Origin of the sequence: Paracoccus sp. MC1854 (genome assembly GCF_014164635.1) — a bacterium.
Taxonomy (GTDB): Bacteria; Pseudomonadota; Alphaproteobacteria; order Rhodobacterales; family Rhodobacteraceae; genus Paracoccus.
In genome coordinates, this window is the sequence record NZ_JACJFU010000007.1 from 1 (window position 1) to 23,222 (window position 23,222).

Here is a 23,222-nt window from a genome sequence, read left to right on the forward strand (position 1 = left end):
GTGGTCTTGCCGGCCCCGTTGGGGCCGATCAGCGCGTGGATGCGGGCATGGTGGACGTCGAGGTTCACGTTGTTGACGGCCGTGAACCCCGAGAAGTCCTTGCCGAGGCCGCGGGCGGTAAGCACCACCCGCGGTTCGTCGTCGTTCAGGACTTCTGTCATCCGGTGACCAGCGGGCAGCCGGATTCGGCCGGGTCCATGTAGGCTTCCGCACCGGGGATGGTGGCCCGGACGTGGTAATAGTCCCACTCGCCCTGGCTTTCTTCCGGCGTCTTCACCTGCATCAGGAAGACATCGTTCATCAGCCGGCCGTTCGGGGCCACGGTGGCGTTGCGGGCGAAGGCGTCGTTGATCGTCATCCCCTTCAACTGCTCGGAAACCTTGGCGCTGTCGTCGCTGCCCGCAGCCTCGACCGCCTTCAGATAGGACAGCACCGTCGAGTAGGTGGCGGCATGGACCATCGTCGGCATCCCGCCGGTCCGTTCCTTGAAGCGGTTCCCGAACTCGCGCGATTCGTCGTCGCGGTCCCAGTAGAAGGTTTCGGTCAGATACAGGCCCTGCGCCGCCTGCAGCCCCAGGCCGTGAACGTCCGAGATCATCAGCAGCAGACCGGCGAGGTTCTGGCCTGCCTGGGTCAGCCCGAATTCGGCCGCCTGCTTGATGGCGTTCTGGGTATCCGTCCCGGCGCTGGCGAGACCCACTACCTTGGAACCGGATGCCTGTGCCTGCAGCAGGAAGGCCGAGTAGTCGGTCGAGTTCAGCGGATGGCGGACCGCGCCCAGCACCTGGCCGCCCGCGGCCTCGACGGTCCTGGTGGTGTTTTCCTCAAGCGAGTAGCCGAAGGCATAGTCGGCCGTCAGGAAGAACCACGAGTCTCCGCCCTGCGCCACGACCGCGCCGCCGGTGCCCACCGCCAGCGCATGGGTGTCATAGGCCCAGTGGAAGCTGTAGGGGGTGCAGGCCTTGCCGGTCAGTTCGGTCGTGCCGCCGCCGGTGATCATCGTGACCTTGTTCTTCTCGGCCGCGACTGCCTGGACGGCCAGTGCCACCGAGGATGTCGTCAGGTCCATGATCGCATCGACCTGGTCGGTGTCGAACCACTGGCGCGCGATGGACGAGCCGACATCGGCCTTGTTCTGGTGGTCGGCGCCGACGATCTCGACCGGGGCGCCCAGCACGGTGCCGCCGAAATCCTCGACCGCCATCCGCGCGGCCTCGACCGAGCCGACGCCGCCCACGCCCGAATAGGGGCCGGACTGGTCGTTCAGGATACCGATCTTCACCTTGCCGTCGGTGAGTTCCTGCGCCGTGGCCGTGCCAGCCACAAGCGCCGCCGTGGCGGCGGTGATGTATAGAAACTTCATGTAGTCCTCCCTGTCATTCTTATCCGGACGCGGGTCCGGGGGTGACGGCGCCTTGCGTGACGCCGGTCACTGTTCCACTGCGGATGATTGCCGCAGTCCTTTGTCTTCGCAAGACTTTTGGATGGCATTTTCTGCATTTGCACAGGTCCTGGAAGCGCGCCTGCGGGGTTCTGCCGCGGCCGTCCTTACTGCACCATCGGGCAGCCCGACTGCGCCGGGTCCAGATAGGCCTGTTCGCCCGGAATCGTCGCCTTGATCTCGTAATAATCCCACTCGCCCGTGCTTTCGGCGGGGGTCTTCACTTCCATCAGGTAGACATCCGAGATCATCCGCCCGTTCGGCCCGACCCGCCCGTTTTCGGCAAAAGCGTCGCTGACCGGCAGTTCGCGCATCTTGGCGGCGACGGCCTCGGTTTCGTCCGTTCCCGCGGCCTCGATGGCCTTGAGGTAATGCAGAACGCCCGAATAGGTGCCGGCCTGGATCATGTTGGGCATCTTGCCGGTGCGTTCCTTGAAGCGGTTGGAAAACTCGCGGCTGGCCTCGGTGCGGTCCCAGTAGAAGCTTTCGGTCAACGTCAGCCCCTGTGCGGTTTCCAGCCCCAGTCCGTGGACCTCGGCCAGTGTGAACAGCAGCCCGGCCATGCGCTGGCCGCCCTGCACGATCCCGAACTCGGCCGCCTGCTTGATGGCGTTCTGGGTATCCATCCCGGCATTCGCCAGCCCCACCACCTTCGCGCCCGAGCTTTGCGCCTGCAGCAGGAAGGAGGAAAAGTCGGTCGCCGCCAGCGGATGCCGGACCGAGCCCACCACGGTGCCGCCCTTTTCGGTGACGATGGCGCCGGTATTTTCTTCCAGCGAATAGCCAAAGGCATAGTCGGCGGTTAGGAAGAACCAGCTGTCGCCGCCATCCTCGACCAGCGCGCCGCCGGTGCCCACGGCCAGCGCATGGGTGTCATAGGCCCAGTGAAAGCCGTAAGGAGAGCACGCCTTGCCGGTCAGGTCGGCGGTGGCCGCGCCGGTCACGAGGTCGATCTTCTTCTTCTCGGCGCTCAGCGCCTGCACGGCCAGCGCCACAGACGAGGTGGTCAGCTCCATGATCGAATCGACCTGCTCGGTGTCGTACCACTGCCGCGCGATGTTGCTGGCGATGTCGGCCTTGTTCTGGTGGTCGGCGCTGACGATCTCGATCGGCGCCCCCAGGACGGTGCCGCCCATCTCCTCGACCGCCATGCGCGCGGCCTCGACCGAGCCGAGGCCGCCGAAATCCGCATAAACCCCCGACTGGTCGTTCAGGATGCCGATCCTGACCTTGCCATCCGAGACCTCGGCGAAGGCGGGCGCGCCGAGAAGGGCCGCCACCGCGACCGACGTGAAAAACCGTGCCATCAATTTCCTCCCTGTGGGTGTCTTGCGCCGCAATCGCGGCACAGCCCCTTTCCTCCGCCGCGCAGACTGACCAAAGCGCAGGTGCCTGACAAGCGCCGCGATGGGGCATGGCCCGAGATGCCGTAACGTCGCATGATGGCCCGCCATTCCATCCGCGGAACCAGCGCACCCTTGCGGCGCTATACCTTCGGACGCCCCTTGGGGGCATGAGGGTCCGCGGGCGCCGGCCCCGGATTGCGGGACATGAGGAAAGGGCCACCCGATGGTCAGGACGATGCTTTCGGCGGCGCTTGCCGCCACGCTGCTTGCCACGCCCGTGCAGGCGCAGGACGTGGGCGAGATCGTGGGCGGGATCGCGCGCCAGTATCTGCAGCAGGAACAGGACCGTGCCGCATTCGCGCAGACGCAGAGCGCGAACACGCTGTCGGCCTACCAGTCCTACCTGCGGCAGTTCCCGAGCGGGATGTATGCCCAGCAGGCGCGCGAGCGGGTGCAGCGTCTGGGCGGCGCAGTGGCGCCCCTGAGCAATCAGGCGGGCTCGGGCGTGACAACGGGCACCCAGGCGGGTTCGGGGACGACCACAGGCACCCAGGCCGAGGTGGCCGGGGCTGCGCTGACCGCAGATCAGCGTGTCGCGGTGCAGCGCCGCCTGAATGCGCTGGGCTACAACACCAATGGCCTCGACGGCAATTTCGGTCCCGGCACCCGCCGTGCCATCTCGCTGTGGCAGCGCGACCGCGACTATACCCAGACCGGGACTCTGACCCAGGCGCAGGCCAGCGAGATCCTGCGCGGGCAGGCGCCAGCGGCCTCTGAGGGCACGGGCGGCAGCGCCGCCGCCAGCGGTCCGGCGCAGGACGAGGCGGGTCTGGGCCTCAGCCGCCAGCAACGCGCCGAGGTGCAGGCCGGGCTGACGCGGCGCGGCTTCGACACGCGGGGCGTGGACGGCGTCTTCGGGCGCGGCACCCGCAACGCCATCGCGGCCTGGCAGCGGGCGAACGACCTGTCCGCCACGGGCTACCTGACCGCCGCGCAGGTCGAGCGGCTGACTGCCCGCTGATCCACAAAAAAGGCCGCCCTGCCGGGGCGGCCTTCGTGATTGGGACTGCGCCTCGTCATCCTGCCAGATCGCCGCTGATCAGGTAGTCGGGCAGGTTCTGGAAGGCGACGGGCCGCAGGAAGCGGCGGATCGAGAGTGTGCCGACCGAGGTCGCGCCGAAGTTGGTCGAGGCGGGATAAGGCCCGCCGTGGACCATCGCGTCGGCGACCTCGACCCCGGTGGGGTAGCCGTTCGCCAGCACCCGCCCGGCCTTCTGGGCGAGGATCGGCAGCAAGCGGCGGGCAAGGTCTGCGTCCTCGGGGTCGGTGTGCAGCGTCGCGGTCAACTGGCCGGGGAAGCCGCGGGCGATGCGTTCCATGTCCTCGGGCGAGCTTGCGCGGACAACCAGCCCGAGGGGCCCGAAGACCTCCTCGGCCAGGTCGTTCTCGCCGAGGAAGGCGTCCGCCGTCGTCTCGTAGAGGTTGGGCGAGGCGCTGCGCTCGGCGCTGTCGGTGGTCAGCACCGGCTTGACCGCGTTGGACTTGCCCATGCGGTCCACGCCCTCGCGGTAGGCCTGTGCGATGCCGGGGGTCAGCATGGTTTGAGGTGCTGTCTGCTCAAGCGCGGCGCGGGCCGAGGCGATCAGGCGGTCGGCATCAGGGCTGTCCAGCATCACGGCGATGCCGGGGTTGGTGCAGAACTGGCCCGCGCCCATGGTCAGGGAACCTGCCCAATTCGTCCCGATCTCCTCGCCGCGTGCGGCGGCGGCTGCAGGTAGGACAAACATCGGGTTGACCGAGCCGAGTTCGCCGAAGAAGGGGATCGGCTCGGGACGGGCGGCGCAGAGGTCGAACAGGGCGCGGCCGCCCTGCAGCGAGCCGGTGAAGCCCACGGCCTTGATGCGCGGGTCCGTCACCAGCGCCTCGCCGACCTTGCGGTTGCCGCCCTGGATGAGGGAGAAGACGCCCTTCGGCATCCCGGTCTTCTCGATCGCGGCCAGCACGGCCCCGGCCACGATCTCGCCGGTGCCGGGATGGGCGGAATGGCCCTTGACCACGACCGGGCAGCCCGCCGCCAGCGCCGCCGCCGTGTCGCCGCCCGCGGTCGAGAAGGCCAGCGGGAAGTTCGAGGCGCCGAAGACCGCGACCGGGCCGACGGGCAACTGGATCATCCGCAGTTCGGGCCGGGCCGCGGGCTTGCGGTCGGGCAGGGCCGCGTCATGGCGGCGGTCGAGGTAGTCGCCCTTGCGGATGTGATCCGCGAACAGCCGCAACTGGCCGGTCGTGCGCCCGCGCTCGCCTTGCAGGCGGGCCTCGGGCAGACCGGATTCCTGGGTGCCGATCTCGGTGATGGCCTCGGCGCGGGCCTCGATCTCGTCGGCGATGGCGTCGAGGAAGCGCGCCCGCTCCTCGCGAGAGGTCGCCGCATAGGCATCGAAGGCCCCGGCCGCCGCCTCGCAGGCGCGGGCGACGAGTTCGGGGGTGCCGACGGCGAACTCATGCGCCGGACCGTGCGCGGGGTTGGACGTGAAGGTTTCCGTTCCGCCGACCCATTCGCCCGCGACCAGATGCTTGCCGTGAGGGGTGAAGCCTGACATTCCCTGATCCTTTCGCTGGTGCGCCGGCAGATGCAGCGCGAGAGCGCCCTGTGCCGGCAGATGGGCCGGTCATCCCCCGTCGGCGCCCTGGCTGCAAGGGTCAAGGGGAAGTGAAGGCGCGGCTTTGATGGCAGAGGTCGGCAGGAAGCGGCAGACGAGGCCGCCCTGCATCGGCTCTCGACCGGCAGACAACATCGGGTTCCTCGCTGGCCGGGAGGCTTCATTTGCAGGGCTGCATCCGGCGGGCCTGTTGGTTAAGGCAAACTCGGTCAAGATGGTGGCGAGTCGCCCGAAGATGGGTATTTGGGCCAGAAAGAAGCCTTGGAGGCGGGGCGAACCGATCGCTCGGGATTGCAGGGGCGACGGTCACAAAGTTTGTTCCGGGAGGCAGGCCATTCTGCCTGCAGTGCCGGACGGGCCGGGAGCGAAGTCGGCCGCGACGAGGGGCGGGTCGCCCGATGGGGTGGCCGGGCCAGAAGGGAACATGAAGGGGACTGCCGAAGCAGGTGTTCAAGACTGTTCCGCGGGAATGGTGCGGATGCCGAAGAAGGCCACCGACGCCTTGCCCGCATTCCCCGGCAATGATCCCGCCTAGATGCCGCGCATCAGGCTGGGCACCTCGGCAGGCAGTTCGCGGGCCATGAAGCCCATGGGACCCAGACGCTCGGCCAGCCGCCGCCCGGCCTCGCCATGCAGCCAGACGCCCCAGCAGGCGGCCTCATAGGCAGGCAGGCCGCGGGCGCAGAGCCCGGCGATGATGCCGGTCAGCACGTCGCCCGAGCCGCCCGTGGCCAGCCCCACGCCACCCCCGCCATAGGCCGCGACCTCTCCGTCCGGGCTGGCGATCAGGGTCGTGGCGCCCTTCATCACGATGACCGCCTTCAACCGGGTGGACCATTCCACCGCGATCTCGTCGCGCCGCGCCTCGATCTCGACCGCTTCCAGCCCGGTCAGTTGCGCCATCTCGCCCACATGGGGCGTCAGGATCGCGCCGCCCGCCAGCACCTCGACCTGAGCCAGCCGCGCGGCGGCCGCCCCCACGCAGGCGGCGTCGATCAGCACCGGCCCTGCGTCCGCCGCAGGCAGCAGCGCGTCCATCATTGCCAGCGCGGCCGAGGGCGAAGCCATCGCCGGACCCAGCACTAGGCAGCCGCAGCCGTCCAGCCGTTCGGCCAGCGGTGCGGCATCGGCGATCTCGCCGTCCTCGTCATGGGGCAGGGCGAAGATGCCCGCCTCGGGCATGGCGATGCCGGTGGGGATCGCCAGCGGCTCGGGCAGGCCCATCTGGACCTTGCCCGCGCCCGCGCGGAAGGCCGCCAGCGCTGTCAGGATCAGCCCGCCCGGCACCCGCAGCGAGCCGCCGACCAGCATTACCCGGCCGCGGCTGTTCTTGTCGGTGTCCTCGGGGTGGACAGGCAGGGGATGGCGGCGCAGCCAGGCCGCGTCGAGGATCGAGGACGCCTCGCTCATCCCCGGTTCCCCACGATGGCGTCGGGTTCGCGGGTGACGGGGGTGTCCTCGGCCTCCATCGGGGCGGTGACGTTGTAGCGCACCAGTTTCAGCCCGCCATCGGTGCCTTCGGCACCCGCTTCCCAGCAGTATTCGGTGATCGAGCAGTTGGCGACATCCGCCTGCCGGTCGATGTCGAGGATCTGCTGTTCCGTCATCCCCTCGATGACGTAGCGCAGGCAGAGGACGACGACCTGGTGGGCCACGATCATCACCCGGCAGCCGCCGTGGTGCAGGGCCACCGTGTCCAGCAGCGCCCGCAGGCGGAAGATCACGTCGCACCAGCTTTCACCCCCCGGGGGGCGGTGGTAGAACTTGCCGATCATCGCCCGCAACTCGGCCTGCTGGGGGAACTCGGCGCGGATGCCCTTGCCGGTCAGCCCGTCGAGGATGCCGAATTCTTTTTCCCGCAGGCGCTCGTCCAGATGGATGCGGGTGTCCGCCGGGCAGCCGCCAGCGTCCCGGAAGATGCGGGCGGTTTCCATCGCCCGCAGGTAGGGCGAGGCCAGGACCACGTTTGGCCGCCCGTCTTCCTTCCCCTGCGAGAACCAGTGGCCGAGCGCGCGGGCTTGCTGTTCGCCCAAGGCGGAGAGCGGCACGTCCACGTCGCGCCCGGTCAGGTCGATCCGGGCCATGCCCTGCTGATAGGCGAAGTCCCGGGCGACATTGCCCGCGCTTTCCCCGTGCCGCACGATCCACAGCCGCTCGGGCCATCTTGGCGTCATGATCCGTCTCCCGTCCGTTTGCAGCGACAACACGCGGCGGGGCTGTCCGGTTGCCGCATCGCCCCTTTGGAGGCCGGAGTGTTTCCGTCGATCTCTGGGGCACTCGGGCCGCCGGTCCGGGGGGACGGGCCTTGCCCGCACCGCAATGCCCGCCAATGGCCCGGCCTTTCGGACGGCGCCCCTCTGGCCAGCCGGCGCCCTGCAACCCGGACCTCCTCGCGCCCTTCCCGTGCGCCGGATCGTGATCGAGAGCGGCATGACCGCCATCCTCCGTTCCGCCCTTGCGCCCTGATGCTGATGGCGACGCCCGCCCTGGCCGAGACTCTGACCATGTCCTCGTGGCTGCCGCCCGGCCACCCGGTGCGGGTCAACGCGATCCTGCCCTGGGCGAAGGATGTCGAGGCGGCGACCGGGGGCCGGGACAGGATCGTGGTGCCGGGCAAGCCTCTCGGCACCCCGCAGGCGTATTTCGACCTGGCCGCGACGGCATCGCCCATGGCCAGAACCCGTCGTCCGAGGGCGACCGCTTCGCCGGGGCGATGGTCGGGCCGTTCAGCCGCATGGGCGACGACGCGGTGGCAATCTGGCAGGTCTATACGGGCCAACTCGACCCCCATGCGGAACATGCGGTCACGCATCTGCCGGGACTGTGGATGCATGGGCCAAGGCTGATCCACACCGGAAAGGTCAGAATCGGGACGCCCACGGATTTCGCCGGCCTCAAGCTGAGCGTCTCCGTCGGCAATGTCCGCGACCTGCTGGAGGCTCTGTGCGCGACGCCCCTGTTCATGCCGGCCCCCGTTATCTACGAGAAGCTGTCGCGTGGGGTCATCGACGGCGGCGCCTTCGGCTACGATTCGGTGACCGCATTCAACCTGACCAACCATGTCCGCTACGCCATGCGGGTGCCGGGGCATGGTAATGAACGAGGACCGCTGGGCCGCGATTTCCGAGGAAGACCGCGCCGCCATCGAGGCGCGGTCCGGCGAGGCGCTGGCCCGCCGCAAGGACGAGGCCTGGAGCGCCGCCGACGCCGCCACGATCGATCGGATGACCTTGGCCGGGATCGAGATCCACGATGCCTCGGACCCATCGCCGCCAGGGTGGACGAGATCGCCGGGCGGCTGGAATCCGAATGGATCGCGCGCATCGGCGCTGGGCATGACGCGGGCGCGGCGCTGGCCGACTACCCCGCGCAGACAGCCGCCGCCCAATGAGCCTGACGGGTGAGGCGCCCCGCGCCGCGATCATGCCCGCACCGCCCGCCTCGGTGGGCGGCTGCTGGCCGCGACGGGGGCAGGTCTCGGGCTGATGGTGGTCGTGACCGGCATCGACGTGGTCGGGCGCCACATGTTCAACCGCGCCATCGCCACCGGCATGATCTTCAGCATTATCATCGGGGCCGAGATCTTCGGCGAATTCGTGACGGTGGCCGGAGTGACGCAGGGAGTGTCGGCCCTGATCGCCGGCCGCGGGCCTTGGACGGCGATGCTGTGCATCGTGGTGATCTACCTGCTGCTCGGCTGCGTGCCGGAATACCTGTCGATAATGCTGCTGAGGGTGCCGGTGTCCTTCCCGGTCGTCGCCGGCATGGACTGCGGGACCGAGGCGCTCGGCTCGCAGGAGGCGACCCTGATCTGGTTCGCGGTCGTCGTTGTCGTGACCATGGAAATTGGGCTCATCATCCCCCGGGGGCCGGGATGAACGTCTTTTTTTGGGTTCGGTGGTGCGGGACGTGCCGCTGGCGACGATTTTCCGGGGGATATTTCCTTCTGGGACGCCGACATGCTGCGGCTGGCGCTGATCGTCGAGGCCCCGGAATCTCGCTGAGGCTGGTGACCCAGGGCTGCATGACGCCCCGCCCCCCTGCTTCACTCGGCCCGGCGCAGCGCCGGCAGGCCCACGCCCGTCGCATCGAAGCCGCCGTCCACGGCCAGCGTCTGCCCGGTGACGAAGCTCGCGTTCTCAGAGCATAAGAAGACGATGCCTTCCGCGATTTCGCGCGCCTCGCCATAGCGGTTCAGCGGGATCGCGTCATAATAGGCAGCGATGATCTCGGGCGCATGGACCGCCATCGCCAGCTTGGTGCGGACCGGACCGGGGGCAATGCAGTTCACGCGGATGCCCATCTCGCCCAGTTCGGCGGCATATTGCTTTGTCAGGTGGATGACGGCGGCCTTCGAGGTGCCATAGGCCACCCGCAGCGTGGACGCCCGCAGCCCCGAGATCGAGGCGATATTGACGATCGCGCCCTTCGTCTCCGCCAGCGCCGGGGTCAGCGCCTGGGTGCAGAGGAACACGCCGTCGAGGTTCGTGGCCATCACCTCGCGCCACTGCGCGAAGCTGACCGTCTCGGCGCGGGCGAACAGCGCCACGCCCGCGTTGTTCACCAGCGCGTCGATGCGGCCGAAGTGCGACAGCGCCTGCTCGCGCATCTGCTCGACCTGTTCGGGGATGGACACGTCGGCCACGATGGGATGAACCCCCTGCAGCGTGCCCGAGGCAGCGGCCAGTTCGTCCCCGTCGCGGTCCACCATCGCGACCTGCCAGCCGCCTTCGAGGAAAAGCTCGGTCGTGGCAAGGCCGATGCCGCGGGCGGCGCCGGTGACGAGGGCTACTTTGGTGGTCATGGTCTGTCCTTGAAAGGTTCGATCAGAAGTTCCAGCGTCACGCCCACGGGATTCGCCCCGCGCGCGAGGACGCCGTGAGAGATGGCGCCATCGATATCGACGACATCGATGGGCAGATGGGCGCGGCCGTTTTCCAGCCGCGCGCCCGCAAAGCGCAGCTCGGTTGCAAGGCAATCGACGCGGGTGCCGTTCTGGAACAGGATATGGTCGATGCTGCCGAGGCCGTGGACACGGGCCGCGCTCCAGCCTGCTCCGGCGCAAAGGCCTTCGACGGCGGTGACGACATCCTCGCCCGGCGCAATGCGGGCGATCAGGCCGGGGGCGTCGGGCAGGCCGCCGGAAATCTGGAACAAGGTGAAGTTCGTTTCCGCATCGGGGCGCGAGTCGAACCATGCGTCCCGCGCGCCGATGCCGGTCACTGCCGTTTCCTCGGCCACCACGCTGTCGAAGGGCAGCAGATGCCCCATCGCCTTGCCCTCAGACGTGGTCCACAGCCCGTGACAATGCAGAAACGCCGCGCCGTCGCGCCGGCCGACGCTTGCCGTTGCAGCCTCGATCCACACCCGACCTTCCGGTGCGAAGGTGGTCGAATACCATGCCGCATGAGAGGCATCGCTGGATAGCGCAGGCAGCACGTAGCGCATCGGATCGCAACTCACGCCCTCAAGAAAGACCACGCCCCCCGGGCAACCCGCCCTGGCAAAGAGCCGCGCGACCCCGGCCATCACCGTCTCGCCCGCCTGCAGCACTCCTGCGACGGGCACCAGCCGCGTCTTTGCCGCCTGCAGCCGCTCGGCCGCGCGCGGCCCCGGATGGATCATGCGCGCGTCCTTCGTCTCTTCGGACGGTTCCAAATCTCCCGGACTGGCGAGCGCCCGGGAAACGATCCGGTGGACCGTTTCCGGCGAGTCAGAGGTGGAGCCCGAGGGAGGCAGCGCCCCGGTCGCAGCATCCGACGTCATGCCGATGCTTCCCCGGTCAGCCCTTGCCGCTCCAGTTCCTCGCGGATCATCTTCTTGGTGATCTTGCCGTAAGCCGACTTCGGCAGCGCCTCCCACATCACAAAGCGACGCGGCATCTTGTAGCGGGACAGCTTGCCGTTCAGATGCGCGGCCAGTTCCTCGGGCGTGACCTGTGCCCCCTCGCGCGGGACGCAGACGGCCCAGCCGACCTCGCCCCAGAGGGGGTCGGGCATCCCCAGCACGGCGACCTCGCTGATGACGGGGTGCGTCAGGATCTTCTCCTCGACCTCACGCGGATAGACGTTCGAGCCGCCCGAGATGAACATGTCCGACTGCCGGCCGGTGATGTAGAAGAACCCGCGCTCGTCCATGTGGCCCAGATCGCCGGTTCGGAACCAGCCGTTTCGGAAGGATTCCGCGTTAGCCTTGGGGTTATTCCAGTAGCCCGCAAAGACGGCGGGGCCGATCACGCAAAGCTCGCCGGTCTCCCCGGGCGCGAGTTCATTGCCATGGTCGTCCTGCACCTGCACCTCGACTCCCGTGCGGGCAAAGCCGCAGGTGCCGGTCAGGCCGTCGTCGGTTGCGCTGTGCAGATACGTCGGCAGGACGGTGATCGCGCCCGTGACCTCGCCCAGCCCGAAATACTGGACCAGCACGGGGCCTAGCACCTCCAGCGCGCGCTTCTGGTCCTCGCGATACATCGGCGCGCCCGCGTAGATGACATAGCGCAGCGAGGAGAGGTCGGCCTGCGCCGTCGCCGGATGCTCGACGATCAGCTTGAGGATCGTCGGCACGGTGAAGATGGTCGAGACGCGCCATTCCGCGATCAGCGCGCAGACGGTGTCCACGTCGAACCTCTCGGACGGCATCAGCACCGTCTTCACCCCGCGCGCGACCTGCGTCAACTGGTGGACGCCCGCGCCATGCGACAGCGGCGCCACCACCAGCGAGGCATCGGCGGGCGTCAGCCCCGGCATCAGGTCCGCAAGGTGGTTCGTGACGACAAAAGCCATCTGCCCGTGGGTCAGGACGGATGCCTTGGGTCGCCCCGTGGTGCCCGAGGTGAAGAAGAACCAGCAGGGATCGTCGCGGTCCACCACCGCCACCTGCGGGCGCTGGCCCATGTAGTCCTCGGTCAGCGCCTCCAGCGAGGTGCCGAAAGCCGCGCCGCCGATCGTCAGCTTGAAGCCCAGATCGCCGCAGGCCGCCGCGTGGTCGGGAAAGGCGGCGTTGCAGATCAGCCCGGTCGCGCCCGAGGCCTGCACCTGATACGCCACCTCGTCGGGCGTCTGGCGGAAGTTCGCGGGCACCCAGACGCCGCCCGCGCGCCAGACGGCGAACATGGCCTGCATCATCTCGGGGCAGTTCTGCGACTGGCAAAGGACGCGGTCGCCTTTCTTCAGCCCCAGCCGGTCCTGCAACGCGGCGGCCAGCGCGTCGGTGCGGGCCTCGAACTCGACCCAGGTCCAGCGGCGCTCGCCCATGACCAGCGCGATCTCGTCGGGCAGACGGCGGGCGGACTGGGTGAGGAAGCCCGCGAGGTTCATCACCCGCGTGGACATCGGCAGGGCGGTCGCCGCAGCGGCTCCGGGCAGGGTCGCGTCGTTCATTTCACCCTTTCGAGGATCGAGCAGTAGTTGGCGACCGCCGCACCCCCCATGTTGAAGACTCCGGCGAGCTTGGCGCCCGGCACCTGCATCCCGCCCGCTTCCCCTGTCAGTTGCAGGCAGGCCATGACGTGCTGCGAAACGCCCGTGGCCCCGATGGGATGGCCGCGCGACTTGAGCCCGCCCGAAGGGTTCACCGGCAGCGCGCCGTCCATCCGAGTGGTGCCGTTGCGCACGACCTTCCAGCCCTCGCCCGGCGCGGCGAGACCCATCGCCTCGTATTCGATCATCTCGGCGATGGTGAAGCAGTCGTGGGTTTCCACGAGGTCGAGGTCCATGATGCCGACCCCCGCCTGATCCAGCGCATCCGCCCATGCGCGGTGCGCGCCCTCGAAGGCGATGGGATCGCGGCGGGACAGCGCCAGCACGTCGCCCGCCTGCGCGCGCGCGCGGAAACGGATGGCGCGGGACAGGGTCTCGGCCATCTCGACATCCGCCAGCACGATGGCCGCCGCGCCGTCCGAGATCAGCGAGCAATCCGTGCGCCGCAGCGGCCCTGCCACGCGCGGGTTCTTGTCGGACGGCGTGTTGCAGAACTCGACGGAAAAATCCTTCTGCATATGGGCAAAAGGGTTGCCGGTGCCATTCTCGTGGTTCTTGGCGGCGATCATCGCCAGTTCCTCGGACCGGTCGCCATGGCGCTGGAAATAGGTGTTGGCGATCTGGCCGAAGACGCCCGCGAAGCCGCCTTCGACATCCGCCTCCTCGGGGACGTAGCTGGCGGCCAGCAGGATGTCGCCGACCTCCGAGACCGGGGTCGCGGTCATCTTCTCGGCCCCGATCACCAGCGCCACCCGGCCCCGCCCAGAGGCGATGAAGTCGGCGGCGGCATAAAGCGCGGCCGAGCCGGTCGCGCAGGCGTTTTCCGTCCGCATGAAGGGCACGCCCGCCAGTTCCGGCGTGCCCATCGCCACCAGCGCGCCCTGAAAATCCTGCCGCGAGAAGCCGTTGTTCCAGACGCCGACGAAGATTCCGTCGAGTTGGTCGGCCGTCACCCCTGCGTGGGCGAGCGCGGGACCCGCGACCTCGGCCATCAGGGCGGTGGTGTCGGGGGCCTCGGACTTGCCGAAGCGGGTATGGGCCCAGCCCACGATCAGCGGCTCGGTCATGGTCTATCCTCTCGCGGTGCGTAGTGGTGGCGGCGCGGGTGTCGCGCCGGGGGTGAGGGGGCGGGCCAGCCGCGCCTCGATCAGCGCGGTCTCGGTCCGCAGCAGGCGGACGAGTTCCGGTTGCCGCGCCGCGCCCATGCGGGACTCGACGGCGGCGATGGTCAGCGCGGCGGCAGGGCGACCGTCGGGCCACAGGACCGGGACAGCCACGCCCCAGCTTCCCGGCACGACCCGGCCGGGGTTCAGCGCAAAGCCCCGTTCCCGCGCCAGCGCCACATCGGCGGGCAGATGCCTTGCGGCCTCGCCCATCCGGGCGGCGGTCGCGGGGACGATGCGGTCCAGTGTGGCCACCGCTTCCTCGGGCGGCAGGGCGGCCAGCAGGGCGAGCCCGCCCGCGCCCACGCCCGCCGGATTCCGGTCGCCCGCCAGCAGGGCATGGGTGCGGATCGGATAGGCTCCTTCCTCGCGCATCAGGCAAAGGACCTCGTCGCCCTGCGCCACCAGCAGAAAGGCGCTGTCGCCGCTGTCCCGCGCAAGGCGGGCCACGCAGTCGGCGGCCTGTTCGGTCATGTTATGCCGCCGACCCGCGTGCAGGCCCAGAAGGAACGCGCCCGCACCCAGATGATAGGCCCGCGTGCCCGTGTCCTGTTCGACCAGATCAGCGCCCATCAGCGAGATCAGCAGCCGCCGGGCGGTGGGCTTGGCCACCCCCGCCGCCTGCGCCAGTTCCGACAGGGGCGCGCCCTCAGACGGGGCACGGCCCACGGCGGCCAGCAGCGCAAGCGCCCGGTCCACGGCCTGCGCCCCGCCCGGAAGGGCGGGGGAGGCTGCGGAAAGTGGCGCCTGCGCCACCATGTCAGGCCAGCGGCCTTCCGACTGAGCGTTCCAGGATCGCCCAGGCCTCGTCGCCGAACTTGCCCTTCCATTCGGCGTAGAAGCCGGCCTCGCGCAGCTTCTGCTCGAAGGGCGCGGGATCGACGTCGTTGAAGGTCATGCCCGTGGCTTCCAGGTCATCGCGCAAGGACTGGTTCAGTGCCATCACGTCCTGCCGCTGCGCCATGCCCGCGTCGTTGAGGTTCCTCGACACGATCGCCTGCAGGTCCTCGGGCAGCGCGGACCAGGCGCGGCGGTTGCCCAGCATCCAGAAGCCGTCCCACATGTGGTTGGTCATGGAACAGTAATCCTGCACCTCGTTCAGCTTCGAGGTCGAGATGATCGCCAGCGGGTTTTCCTGCCCGTCCACGATCCCCGTCTGCAGCGCCGAATAGGTTTCGGCGAAGTTGATGGATGCCGGCGCCGCCCCGAAAGCCGTGAACATTGAGGTCCAGAGCGGCGAGACGGGCACCCGGATCTTCATCCCCTCGAAATCGGCGGGCGTCGTGATCGGCCCGCGCGAGGAGGTGGTCTGGCGGAAGCCGTTGTCCCAGATCTTCTCCTGCACGATCAGCCCGCCCGCCTCGATCTGGGCGCGGGCATAGGCGCCAAGCTCGCCGTCCATGGCGGCCCAGACGGCATCGTAGTTCGGGAAGGCAAAGCCGATGCCGCTGATGGCGGCGTTCGGGATCAGGGTGGAGAGGATCAGGGGCGAGAGCAGGAAGAACTCGACCCCGCCCGAGCGCAACTGCCCCAGCACGTCGGTGTCCGCGCCAAGCTGGTTCGAGGGGAAGACCTGGATGTCCACGCGACCGCTTGATTCCTCCAGGATCCTCGCCACGGCCTCGGCCGCGCGGACGTTGGTCGGGTGGGTCATCGGCTGGTTGTTGGCCAGCTTGTAGGTGAACTCGGCAGCCCGAGCGGCACCGGGCCGGACGAAGGGCGCGGCAAGGCCGAGGGCTGCAGCCCCCATCAGCAGGGTGCGGCGGTTGGTTTTCACGGGTTTGTCTCCTCCCAGAGATCAGCTTCAGATGAAGGCGGTGGAAATCGCGGGCACGGCGGCGATGACGCCAAGGCCCACCAGCAGCGCGACGAGGTAAGGCCAGATGCGGCCCATCACGGCGTCGGGCGAGATATTGGCGATCTTGCAGGCGATGTAGAAACCGATGCCGATGGGCGGCGCCATCAGGCCGATGTTCATCGCGGTCACGATCACCATGGAATAATGAATGTCGTTCACGCCCAAGGTGCGGGCCAGCGGGAACATGATCGGCGCCAGCAGAACGATGGCGGGCAGCCCTTCCAGCACGCAGCCGAGGATCAGGAAGATCACGATGGACGCAAGCATGAAGATCACCGGACCCCCCGGAAGGTCGGTCATCATCGCCGTCAGGTCACGGGCAAAGCCCGACTGCGTCAGCGCCCAGGACATGGCCGAGGCGGTGCCGAGGATCAGCAGGATCGCCCCCGACATGGCGACGGTTTCGACCAGCATCGGCACGATCCGGCGGCGCGGGATGCCGCCGTAAAGGACGACGCCGATCAGGAAGGCATAGACGACCGCGATGGCCGAGACCTCGGTCGCGGTGGCGATGCCGCCGCCGACGAGGCTGCGGATCAGGAAGGGCAGCACCAGTGCCGGGGCCGCGATCAGCAGGGTGCGGCCGATGATGCCGGGACGGGCGCGGCGGACGCCGGCCATGTCCTCGTCCCGCGCCTTCCAGCGGGCCAGCAGCGCGAGGACCAGCAGCAGCACCATGGCGATGACGAAGCCCGCCTTGAACAGCCCGGCGATCGAGACTCCGGCGGCCGACCCCAGCACGATCAGCACGATGGACGGAGGCACCGTGTCGGCCATCGCGGCACCCGTGGCCAGCAGCGCCGTCATCTCGGCCGGCGAATGGCCGCGGCGGCGCATTTCCGGGAACAGCGCCGGGGCGACGGTCGCCATGTCCGACACCTTGGACCCGGAAATCCCCGAAACAAGGAACATCGAGCCGAGCAGCACATAGCTCATCCCCGCCTTCACATGGCCCAGAAGCGAGGCGAGGAAGTTCACGATGGCCCGCCCCATCCCGGTTTCATCGAGGATGCAGCCCAGCAGCACGAAGATCGGCACCGACAAAAGAATCAGCGAGGACATTCCTTCGTCGATCCGGCCCATCATCACGAAGACCGGCGCATGGCTGGCGAATGTCAGGTAGGCGAGCGTGCCCGTGGCGAAGCAGAAGGCGATGGGCACCCCGATCGCCAGCAGCGCCGCCACGACCAGCCCGAGGAAGATCGGCAGGTTCCAGTTGCCGATGGCGGCAAGGCTCGGCCGGGCGACCCACAGCAGCCCGACGATGGCCCCGACCAGCAGCAGCGAGGATGTGATCGCGCCCCAGTTCCGGGTGCGGACCGTGGCAAGGACCATCAGCAGCGCCATCAGCCCGATGCCCGCAGGCAGGGCCGAGGCCCGCCACGACATCGGCAGCCCCAGCGCGGGCGAGGTGACGAAGGATTCTTCATAGGCATAGCTGACCGCCTCGGGCAGCAGCCGCAGCAGCAGGATGCAGGTGACGACCAGCCCCGCGACCTCGACCCAGGACCGGATGCGCCGGGGGATCATCGGCAGGAAGATGGTCAGCCGCAGATGCTCGTGCCGGTCCACGGCGATGGCCGCGCCCAGCATCGCCATCCAGATGAAGGCCAGCGAGGCGAGTTCGTCCCCCCAGATCAGCGGATGGTGCAGGACATAGCGGAAGACGACATTGGCCAGCACCGTGACCATCATCACCGCCAGAAGGGCGGCGGCGGCAAGCTCGACCGGACGCATCCAGGGTTCGGCCTTCTTCGGCGCGGCCAACGTCTCGATGCCGCCAAGAGCCACCTCGGCGCCGGGCTGTTCGGCCAGCTCCATCCCGTCTCCTCCGTCCTGACCGCGTTCCGAATGGCGGAGTGCCGCCTGTCGTTTCATTCGCGCGCGCCTATGAATACGACCCTTGGGTTTCATCGCAACCGGCAATCTGTCCGATCGTGAAAGGTCCGCCATATGAAACAGGCTTGGCGATCTTTGCGCGCCTTGGCGCTGACGCCACGTCCTCTCCCGCCACCTCCGCCCCTGCGTATAATCGGGGACGGCGGGACAAGGGGCTGAGGATGACCGAGATCAAGAGCGCCACGGCGCTGGTGACAGGGGGCGCATCGGGGATTGGGCTTCTGGTCACGCGGCGGATGTTCGCTGCGGGCGCGGCGCGGGTGGCCTTGTGGGACATCGACGCGGCGGCGCTGGACCGCGCCGTGGCCGGGTTCCACGCCGAAGGGCTCGACGTCACAGGCACCCGCCTGGACCTGTCCCGGCCGGATGAGATTGCAGCGGCAGTGGCCGAGGCCGAGGCGCAGGGCCTTGCCCCTGACATCCTGCTGAACAACGCAGGCATCGTCTTGGGCAAGCCCTTCGCCGTCCATACGGAGGCCGACATCCGCCGCACGATGGAGGTCAACGCCATCGCGCCGATGCTGGTCGCCCGAGCCTTCCTGCCCGGGATGGTCGCGCGAGGGCGGGGACACATCGTCAACATCGCCTCGGCCGCGGGGATGCTGTCGAACCCGAACATGTCAGTCTATTGCGCCAGCAAATGGGCGCTGATCGGCTGGTCGGATTCGCTGCGGCTGGAAATGCAGGCAGGCCGGACCGGGGTCCGCGTGACCACCGTCACCCCCACCTACATCGACACCGGGATGTTCGCGGGCGCGAAGCTGCGCCTGATCCCCGTCCTGCGCCCCGAGGCCGTGGCCGACGCCATCCTCCGCGCCATCCGCCGCGACCGGATCTTCCTGCGGTTGCCGGGGCTGGTGAACTTTCTGCCCTTCCTCAAGGGGATCATGCCGGTGCGCGCCTTTGACGCGCTGGCTGGACGGCTCTTCGGCATCTACGGCTCGATGGACCGCTTCCGGGGGCGCGAATGACCCTGACCGAGATCTTCGAACGCCAGCGCGCCGGCTTCGCCGCCGACCCGCGCCCCAACCTGAATACGCGACGGCAGGCTTTGGCTCGGCTGGCCTCGGCAGTCCGCGCGCATGAACCGGCGCTGATCGCGGCGGTGGATGCGGATTTCGGCGGCCGCCCGGCGGCGGAAACGCGGCTGCTGGAACTGCTGCCGCTTTACGACGCGATCGCCCACGCCCGCCGCCACCTGCGCGGCTGGATGCGGCGCAGGCGGGTTCCGGGCTCGCGCTTCCTGTGGCCGGCGCGGGCCTTCCACGAATACCAGCCGCTTGGGGTGGTGGGTGTGATCGGGGCCTGGAACTATCCTGTGCTGCTGACGCTCGGGCCGGCGGTAGACGCGATCGCCGCGGGAAACCGGGTGCTGGTCAAGCCCTCGGAAATCGCCCCCCGCGCGGCCGAGGCACTAGCGGCGTTGGTGGCCGATGCCTTTCCGCCCGAGCAGGTGGCAGTCGTCACGGGGGATGCCGGTCTGGCGCAGGCCATGACGCGGCTGCCGCTGGATCACCTCGTCTTCACCGGTTCGACCCGCGTAGGGCGCGAGGTGATGCAGGCCGCGGCCGACAACCTGACCCCGGTCACGCTGGAACTGGGCGGCAAGTCGCCCGCGATCCTGCACGACAGCGCCGATCTGAGCCGCGCGGTGCCGCGCCTGATGGCGGGCAAGCTGCTGAACGCGGGACAGACCTGCGTTGCGCCGGATCATGCGCTGGTCCCGCCCGCCCGTATGGCCGAGTTCGAGGCGCAGGCCCGCCGCGCCGTCACCGCCATGTTCCCCAACGGACTGAACGGCGATTACGCGCGGATCATCTCGGACCGGCACCTGGCGCGGCTGCAGGGCCTTGTTGCCGAGGCGCGGGAAGGCGGAGCGCGGGTGGTGGAACTGGCCCCCGTGCCGCCCGGCGCGAACGGCCGCATCATGCCGCCCACGCTGGTCTTCGACGCGCCCGAGAACATCGGCCTGATGCGCGAGGAAATCTTCGGCCCCGTCCTGCCGGTCATCCCTGCGGCCACACTGGAGGAGGCGCTGGACCATGTGAACGCCCGCCCAAGGCCTCTGGCGCTCTACTATTTCGACGACGACCGCGCCAGGCAGGATCTGGTGCTGGCCCGCAGCATGTCGGGCGGCGTCACCCTGAACGACTGCATGTTCCACGTGGGCCAGCAGAACCTGCCCTTCGGCGGCGTGGGGGACAGCGGCATGGGCGCCTATCACGGCTTTGATGGCTTCGCGCGCTTTTCCAAGAATCGTCCGGTGATGGCGCAGGCGCGATGGGCGGGGACGGCGCTGGCCCGTCCGCCCTGGGCCGCGCGCAGGCGGCTGATCGGGGCGATGCTGGCAATCGCGCGGCGCGGCGCCTCTCGCTAGCGTTCCGCCTCGTCCAGCAGCCCGCCGACCCAGCGGGTGGCGAGCCAGGTGGCAGGCACCGCCAGCGGCACCGCGACGATCAGCGTGGCGATGGGCGAGAGGTTCGGCCAGCCGACCGAGGCCGCGATCAGCCCCAGCATGAACAGGTTGATCGCCACCGCACCCCAGACGAAGGGCGACAGGATCAGCCCCAGCCGCAGCAGGTTCCTTTTAGTGGCTGGTTCCATCCGAGAAGGTGATCTTGTTCCAGACATTGTATTTCCCCGAGGGCTTGCGCATCGGCAGCCGCCGCACCTCCTCCAGCGTCTTGGCATCATAGACGACGACCGCCCCGTCATCCTCCCAGATCGAGACCAGCGCGTATTTGCCATCCTTCGTGAACTCGGTATGCGCCACGGTCTTGCCGGGGGCGGGGTTCACGGTCTTGACGATTTCCAGCGTCTCTTTGTCGATGATATGGACCTCGTCCTTGTGGGGACCGAAGAACACGTCCGCCCAGACGTAAGGCGAGGTCTCGTGGCTGCGCAGGAAGAAGCCGGGGCCGTTGGTCTCGATCTGCTTCACCAGCGTCCAGTCGGTCATGTCGATCACCGACAAGACGCCTTCGTTCAGGTGCGGCGTGGCCATGACCTTGTGGCCCTCGCGGTCCCAGGTGATGCCCGATCCCAGATGCGGCATCCCCGGCAGCGGCAATTCGGCCACCTTGCCGCCGCTGGTCAGGTTGATGACCACGCCCTTGGTGCCCTCGCGGTTGGTGCCGATCAGGTTCTTGTAGCCGGGGTCGAAGAAGAAATCGTCCAGCGGCTCCTCCGTGCGGATGCGGCGGCGGGCGAACAGCCCCTCCTGCGCGCCGAAGGCCTCGATCGCGTCCTTTTCGTAGGTATGCACATAGCCGTCGTAATAGGGTCCGGCCTCGGGGTCGGTTGCCACCTCCCAGATCTCGGGCGCGTCCTTCAGCGCAAGGATGAAGCTTTTCCGTTCGGGCGCCTGATAGACCGCGCTGACCCGGCTGGGGGTGCCGTCGCGGGCCGCCACATCGATCACGCGCACCGGTTCCAGCGTCTCGGTAGACAGGATCGTCAGTGTCTGCGGCAGGTAGTTGGCGACGGCGAGCCACTGGCCGTCATGGCTCATGGCGATGTTGCGGCTGTTCAGGCCCGCGCGGACGCGGCCCACCTCTTTCAGCGACCAGATGTCGTATTTCTCGACCCAGCCGTCGCGCGACATGACAAAGACATAGCGCCCGTCGGGCGAGAACTTCGGTCCCCCATGCACCGCATAGGGCGTGCCGAAGCGGTCCAGCACGTCAAAGGTGTCGCCGTCCAGCACGCTGACGTGATGGTCCCCCGTCTCGACTACCAGCGTGATGTTCATGGGATCGGCGGTGAAGACCGGCTTCTCGGCGGGGGTGTAGTCCGAGGCCATCTCGCGGCTCGCCTCGATGTCGGCGACGGTCCAGCTTGGGGTTTCGGCCAGAGGGGACTTGATGAACTCGACCAGCGCGGCGATGCGCTCGGGCGACAGCTCGTCGGCGAAGCCCTCCATCTGGGTCGAGGGGCGACCGTGGGCGATCACCTCGTCAATGCCGCGCACGCGCTTCAGCGTGTCGGGGATCAGCGCGGGGCCGGTGCCGCCCAGCCGGTTCTCGGCATGGCAGGACGCGCAATGCTCGGCATAATCCGCCGCCGCATCGGCCCAGGCCGCCAGCGGGGCCAGCGCCAAGGCTGCTGCACAGAGGATGTCTTTCGGCCCCAAATATCCCCGCCGGAGGCGTCTTTCAGAAGAAACGATGCGCGGGGTCATGGCTTTTTCCACGGAAGGGCGTCACGGTCAGCCGTTCGAGGTCGTCCTCGACCCCGATCTCGGCATTGGACATGTAGCAGGCCGGGTCCTCGGCCCAGGGGTCGCCGGTCAGTTGCAGGGCGCGGATGCGGGTGTTGCCGCCGCAGACGTCCTTGAAGGCGCAGGCGCCGCAGCGCCCCTTCAGCGGGCGCGGGCGGGTCCGCAGCGTGGCCAGCATCGGATCGTCCCCCGTCCACCATTCGGTGAACGGCTTTTCCTTGACCGAGCCGATCGTGTAGTCCGACCAGTAGGTGTCGGGATGGACCTTGCCCTGTGGGTCGATGTTGGCGACGCCCAGCCCCGAGGAGTTCCCGCCCCAAGCCACCAGATGCTCGCGGACATGGGCCACAGTGGCGGCATCGAAGTTGCGTTCGGCCCAGCGCATGAACCACACGGCGTCGGCGTCGTTGTTGCCCGTCACGATCTCCAGCGGGCGGCCATTGGACACCGCGTCCCAGCCGTGCTCGATCAGCAGGTCCATCGCGCGGCGGGTATGGGCGTGTTCCTGATCCTCGCCCCGGTGCTTGTCGCCGCGGCCGGCATAGACGAGGTGCGACAGGTAGAACTTGTCCACGCCTTCGGATTCGCACAGGTCGAGCATCTGCGGCAACTGGTCGCCGTTGTCCTTGGTGATGGTGAAGCGCAGCCCGACCTTGACGCCCCTCGCCTTGCAGGCGCGCACGCCCGCCAAGGCATTGGCGAAGGCGCCCTCGACGCCCCGGAACCAGTCGTTCGTGGCCCCGATCCCGTCGAGGCTGATCCCCACGTAGTCGAAGCCCAGCGCCGCCACGCGGTCGGCCACGTCCGGCTCTCCCAGCTTCGTGCCGTTGGTGGACAGCGACAGGTGGCGGAAGTCCAACTCACGCGCCCGTTCGGCCAGTTCCCAGAAGTCGAAGCGGCTGAGCGGCTCGCCGCCCGACAGGATCAGGGCGGGGATGCGGAAGGCCGACAGGTCGTCCAGCACGCCCAGCGCCTGCTCATGGGTCAGCTCGCCCGGAAAGACGTGGTCCGAGGACACGGTATAGCAATGCCGGCACTTGAGGTTGCAGGTCCGGGTCAGGTTCCAGATCACCACCGGCTTGACCGATCCGGGCGTGCCGCGACGCCGGACAGGGGACGGCTCGACAAGCTGGTGCATATACTGGGTCAGGCGGAACATGGGCG

21 protein-coding genes are annotated in these 23,222 nt (G+C 68.6%); 5 read left to right on the top strand and 16 right to left on the bottom strand.

Annotated features, from left to right (window positions below; translation table 11 throughout):
* The 3 genes from H5395_RS18835 to H5395_RS07710 form a co-directional block, all read right to left on the bottom strand.
* A partial coding sequence (locus H5395_RS18835; RefSeq protein WP_182791995.1) for an ATP-binding cassette domain-containing protein occupies positions 1–161 on the bottom strand: 161 nt, incomplete at its 3' end.
* Positions 158–1,363, bottom strand: coding sequence for an ABC transporter substrate-binding protein (locus H5395_RS07705; protein ID WP_182791996.1), 1,206 nt, complete (start codon positions 1,361–1,363; stop codon positions 158–160). The genes H5395_RS18835 and H5395_RS07705, both read right to left, overlap by 4 nt.
* Positions 1,364–1,548: 185 nt before the next feature.
* Entirely contained in the window at positions 1,549–2,748 is a 1,200-nt protein-coding gene (locus H5395_RS07710) for an ABC transporter substrate-binding protein (protein ID WP_182791997.1), read from the bottom strand.
* Positions 2,749–3,010: 262 nt separating this feature from the next.
* Here H5395_RS07710 and H5395_RS07715 point away from each other — a divergent pair, with 262 nt between their 5' ends.
* Positions 3,011–3,808 carry a peptidoglycan-binding protein gene (locus H5395_RS07715; protein WP_182791998.1) on the top strand — a complete coding sequence of 266 codons (798 nt, stop codon included), beginning with the start codon at positions 3,011–3,013 and terminating at the stop codon, positions 3,806–3,808.
* Between the two features lie 55 nt (positions 3,809–3,863).
* On the opposite strand, the gene H5395_RS07720 is transcribed toward H5395_RS07715, so the two are convergent.
* From H5395_RS07720 to H5395_RS07730, 3 genes are all read right to left on the bottom strand, one after another.
* Positions 3,864–5,384, bottom strand: a complete 1,521-nt coding sequence (locus H5395_RS07720) for an aldehyde dehydrogenase (NADP(+)) (RefSeq protein WP_182791999.1) — start codon at positions 5,382–5,384, stop codon at positions 3,864–3,866.
* A 591-nt stretch (positions 5,385–5,975) separates the two neighbouring features.
* Positions 5,976–6,854 carry an NAD(P)H-hydrate dehydratase gene (locus H5395_RS07725; RefSeq protein WP_182792000.1) on the bottom strand — a complete coding sequence of 293 codons (879 nt, stop codon included), beginning with the start codon at positions 6,852–6,854 and terminating at the stop codon, positions 5,976–5,978.
* Positions 6,851–7,618 (bottom strand): histidine phosphatase family protein, encoded by a 768-nt coding sequence (locus H5395_RS07730; RefSeq protein ID WP_182792001.1) that lies wholly within the window; start codon positions 7,616–7,618, stop codon positions 6,851–6,853. Before H5395_RS07730 ends, H5395_RS07725 begins: the two co-directional genes overlap by 4 nt.
* Positions 7,619–8,157: 539 nt before the next feature.
* Between H5395_RS07730 and H5395_RS07735 the strand changes: the two genes are divergently transcribed.
* Positions 8,158–8,835, top strand: a complete 678-nt coding sequence (locus H5395_RS07735; RefSeq protein WP_220494901.1) for a hypothetical protein — start codon at positions 8,158–8,160, stop codon at positions 8,833–8,835.
* A gap of 94 nt (positions 8,836–8,929) precedes the next feature.
* Entirely contained in the window at positions 8,930–9,322 is a 393-nt protein-coding gene (locus H5395_RS07740; protein WP_182792002.1) for a TRAP transporter large permease subunit, read from the top strand.
* A 167-nt stretch (positions 9,323–9,489) separates the two neighbouring features.
* On the opposite strand, the gene H5395_RS07745 is transcribed toward H5395_RS07740, so the two are convergent.
* The 7 genes from H5395_RS07745 to H5395_RS07775 form a co-directional block, all read right to left on the bottom strand.
* On the bottom strand, positions 9,490–10,248 hold the full coding sequence (locus tag H5395_RS07745; protein ID WP_182792003.1) for an SDR family NAD(P)-dependent oxidoreductase: 759 nt from the start codon (positions 10,246–10,248) through the stop codon (positions 9,490–9,492).
* Positions 10,245–11,069, bottom strand: a complete 825-nt coding sequence (locus H5395_RS07750; protein ID WP_182792004.1) for a DUF296 domain-containing protein — start codon at positions 11,067–11,069, stop codon at positions 10,245–10,247. The genes H5395_RS07745 and H5395_RS07750 overlap by 4 nt, the downstream gene beginning before the upstream one ends.
* A gap of 137 nt (positions 11,070–11,206) precedes the next feature.
* The gene (locus H5395_RS07755; protein WP_182792005.1) at positions 11,207–12,820 is read right to left on the bottom strand and encodes an acyl-CoA synthetase; all 1,614 of its coding nucleotides are present in this window, start codon (positions 12,818–12,820) and stop codon (positions 11,207–11,209) included.
* Positions 12,817–13,986, bottom strand: coding sequence for an acetyl-CoA acetyltransferase (locus H5395_RS07760; protein WP_182792006.1), 1,170 nt, complete (start codon positions 13,984–13,986; stop codon positions 12,817–12,819). Before H5395_RS07760 ends, H5395_RS07755 begins: the two co-directional genes overlap by 4 nt.
* Positions 13,987–13,989: 3 nt before the next feature.
* Positions 13,990–14,841: an IclR family transcriptional regulator gene (locus tag H5395_RS07765; RefSeq protein WP_182792007.1), complete on the bottom strand. Its 852-nt coding sequence runs from the start codon at positions 14,839–14,841 to the stop codon at positions 13,990–13,992.
* A gap of 1 nt (position 14,842) precedes the next feature.
* Positions 14,843–15,859, bottom strand: a complete 1,017-nt coding sequence (locus tag H5395_RS07770; protein WP_182792008.1) for a TRAP transporter substrate-binding protein — start codon at positions 15,857–15,859, stop codon at positions 14,843–14,845.
* A 27-nt stretch (positions 15,860–15,886) separates the two neighbouring features.
* Positions 15,887–17,818, bottom strand: coding sequence for a TRAP transporter large permease subunit (locus tag H5395_RS07775; protein WP_255440562.1), 1,932 nt, complete (start codon positions 17,816–17,818; stop codon positions 15,887–15,889).
* Between the two features lie 182 nt (positions 17,819–18,000).
* On the opposite strand from H5395_RS07775, the gene H5395_RS07780 reads away from it, so the two are divergent.
* Both H5395_RS07780 and H5395_RS07785 read left to right on the top strand, forming a co-directional pair.
* On the top strand, positions 18,001–18,810 hold the full coding sequence (locus H5395_RS07780) for an SDR family NAD(P)-dependent oxidoreductase (protein WP_182792009.1): 810 nt from the start codon (positions 18,001–18,003) through the stop codon (positions 18,808–18,810).
* Positions 18,807–20,216: a coniferyl aldehyde dehydrogenase gene (locus H5395_RS07785; RefSeq protein WP_182792010.1), complete on the top strand. Its 1,410-nt coding sequence runs from the start codon at positions 18,807–18,809 to the stop codon at positions 20,214–20,216. The genes H5395_RS07780 and H5395_RS07785 overlap by 4 nt, the downstream gene beginning before the upstream one ends.
* Here H5395_RS07785 and H5395_RS07790 read toward each other — a convergent pair.
* Genes H5395_RS07790 through nirJ form a run of 3 tightly spaced genes read right to left on the bottom strand, consistent with a single transcriptional unit; the run spans position 20,213 to position 23,217 of the window.
* Positions 20,213–20,443, bottom strand: a complete 231-nt coding sequence (locus H5395_RS07790) for a hypothetical protein (protein ID WP_234450737.1) — start codon at positions 20,441–20,443, stop codon at positions 20,213–20,215. The two genes, H5395_RS07785 and H5395_RS07790, sit on opposite strands and share 4 nt — an antisense overlap.
* Positions 20,427–22,019, bottom strand: a complete 1,593-nt coding sequence (locus H5395_RS07795) for a nitrite reductase (protein WP_182792012.1) — start codon at positions 22,017–22,019, stop codon at positions 20,427–20,429. Before H5395_RS07795 ends, H5395_RS07790 begins: the two co-directional genes overlap by 17 nt.
* The gene (gene nirJ / locus H5395_RS07800; protein WP_182792013.1) at positions 21,994–23,217 is read right to left on the bottom strand and encodes a heme d1 biosynthesis radical SAM protein NirJ; all 1,224 of its coding nucleotides are present in this window, start codon (positions 23,215–23,217) and stop codon (positions 21,994–21,996) included. The genes H5395_RS07795 and nirJ overlap by 26 nt, the downstream gene beginning before the upstream one ends.
* Positions 23,218–23,222 lie beyond the last annotated feature (5 nt).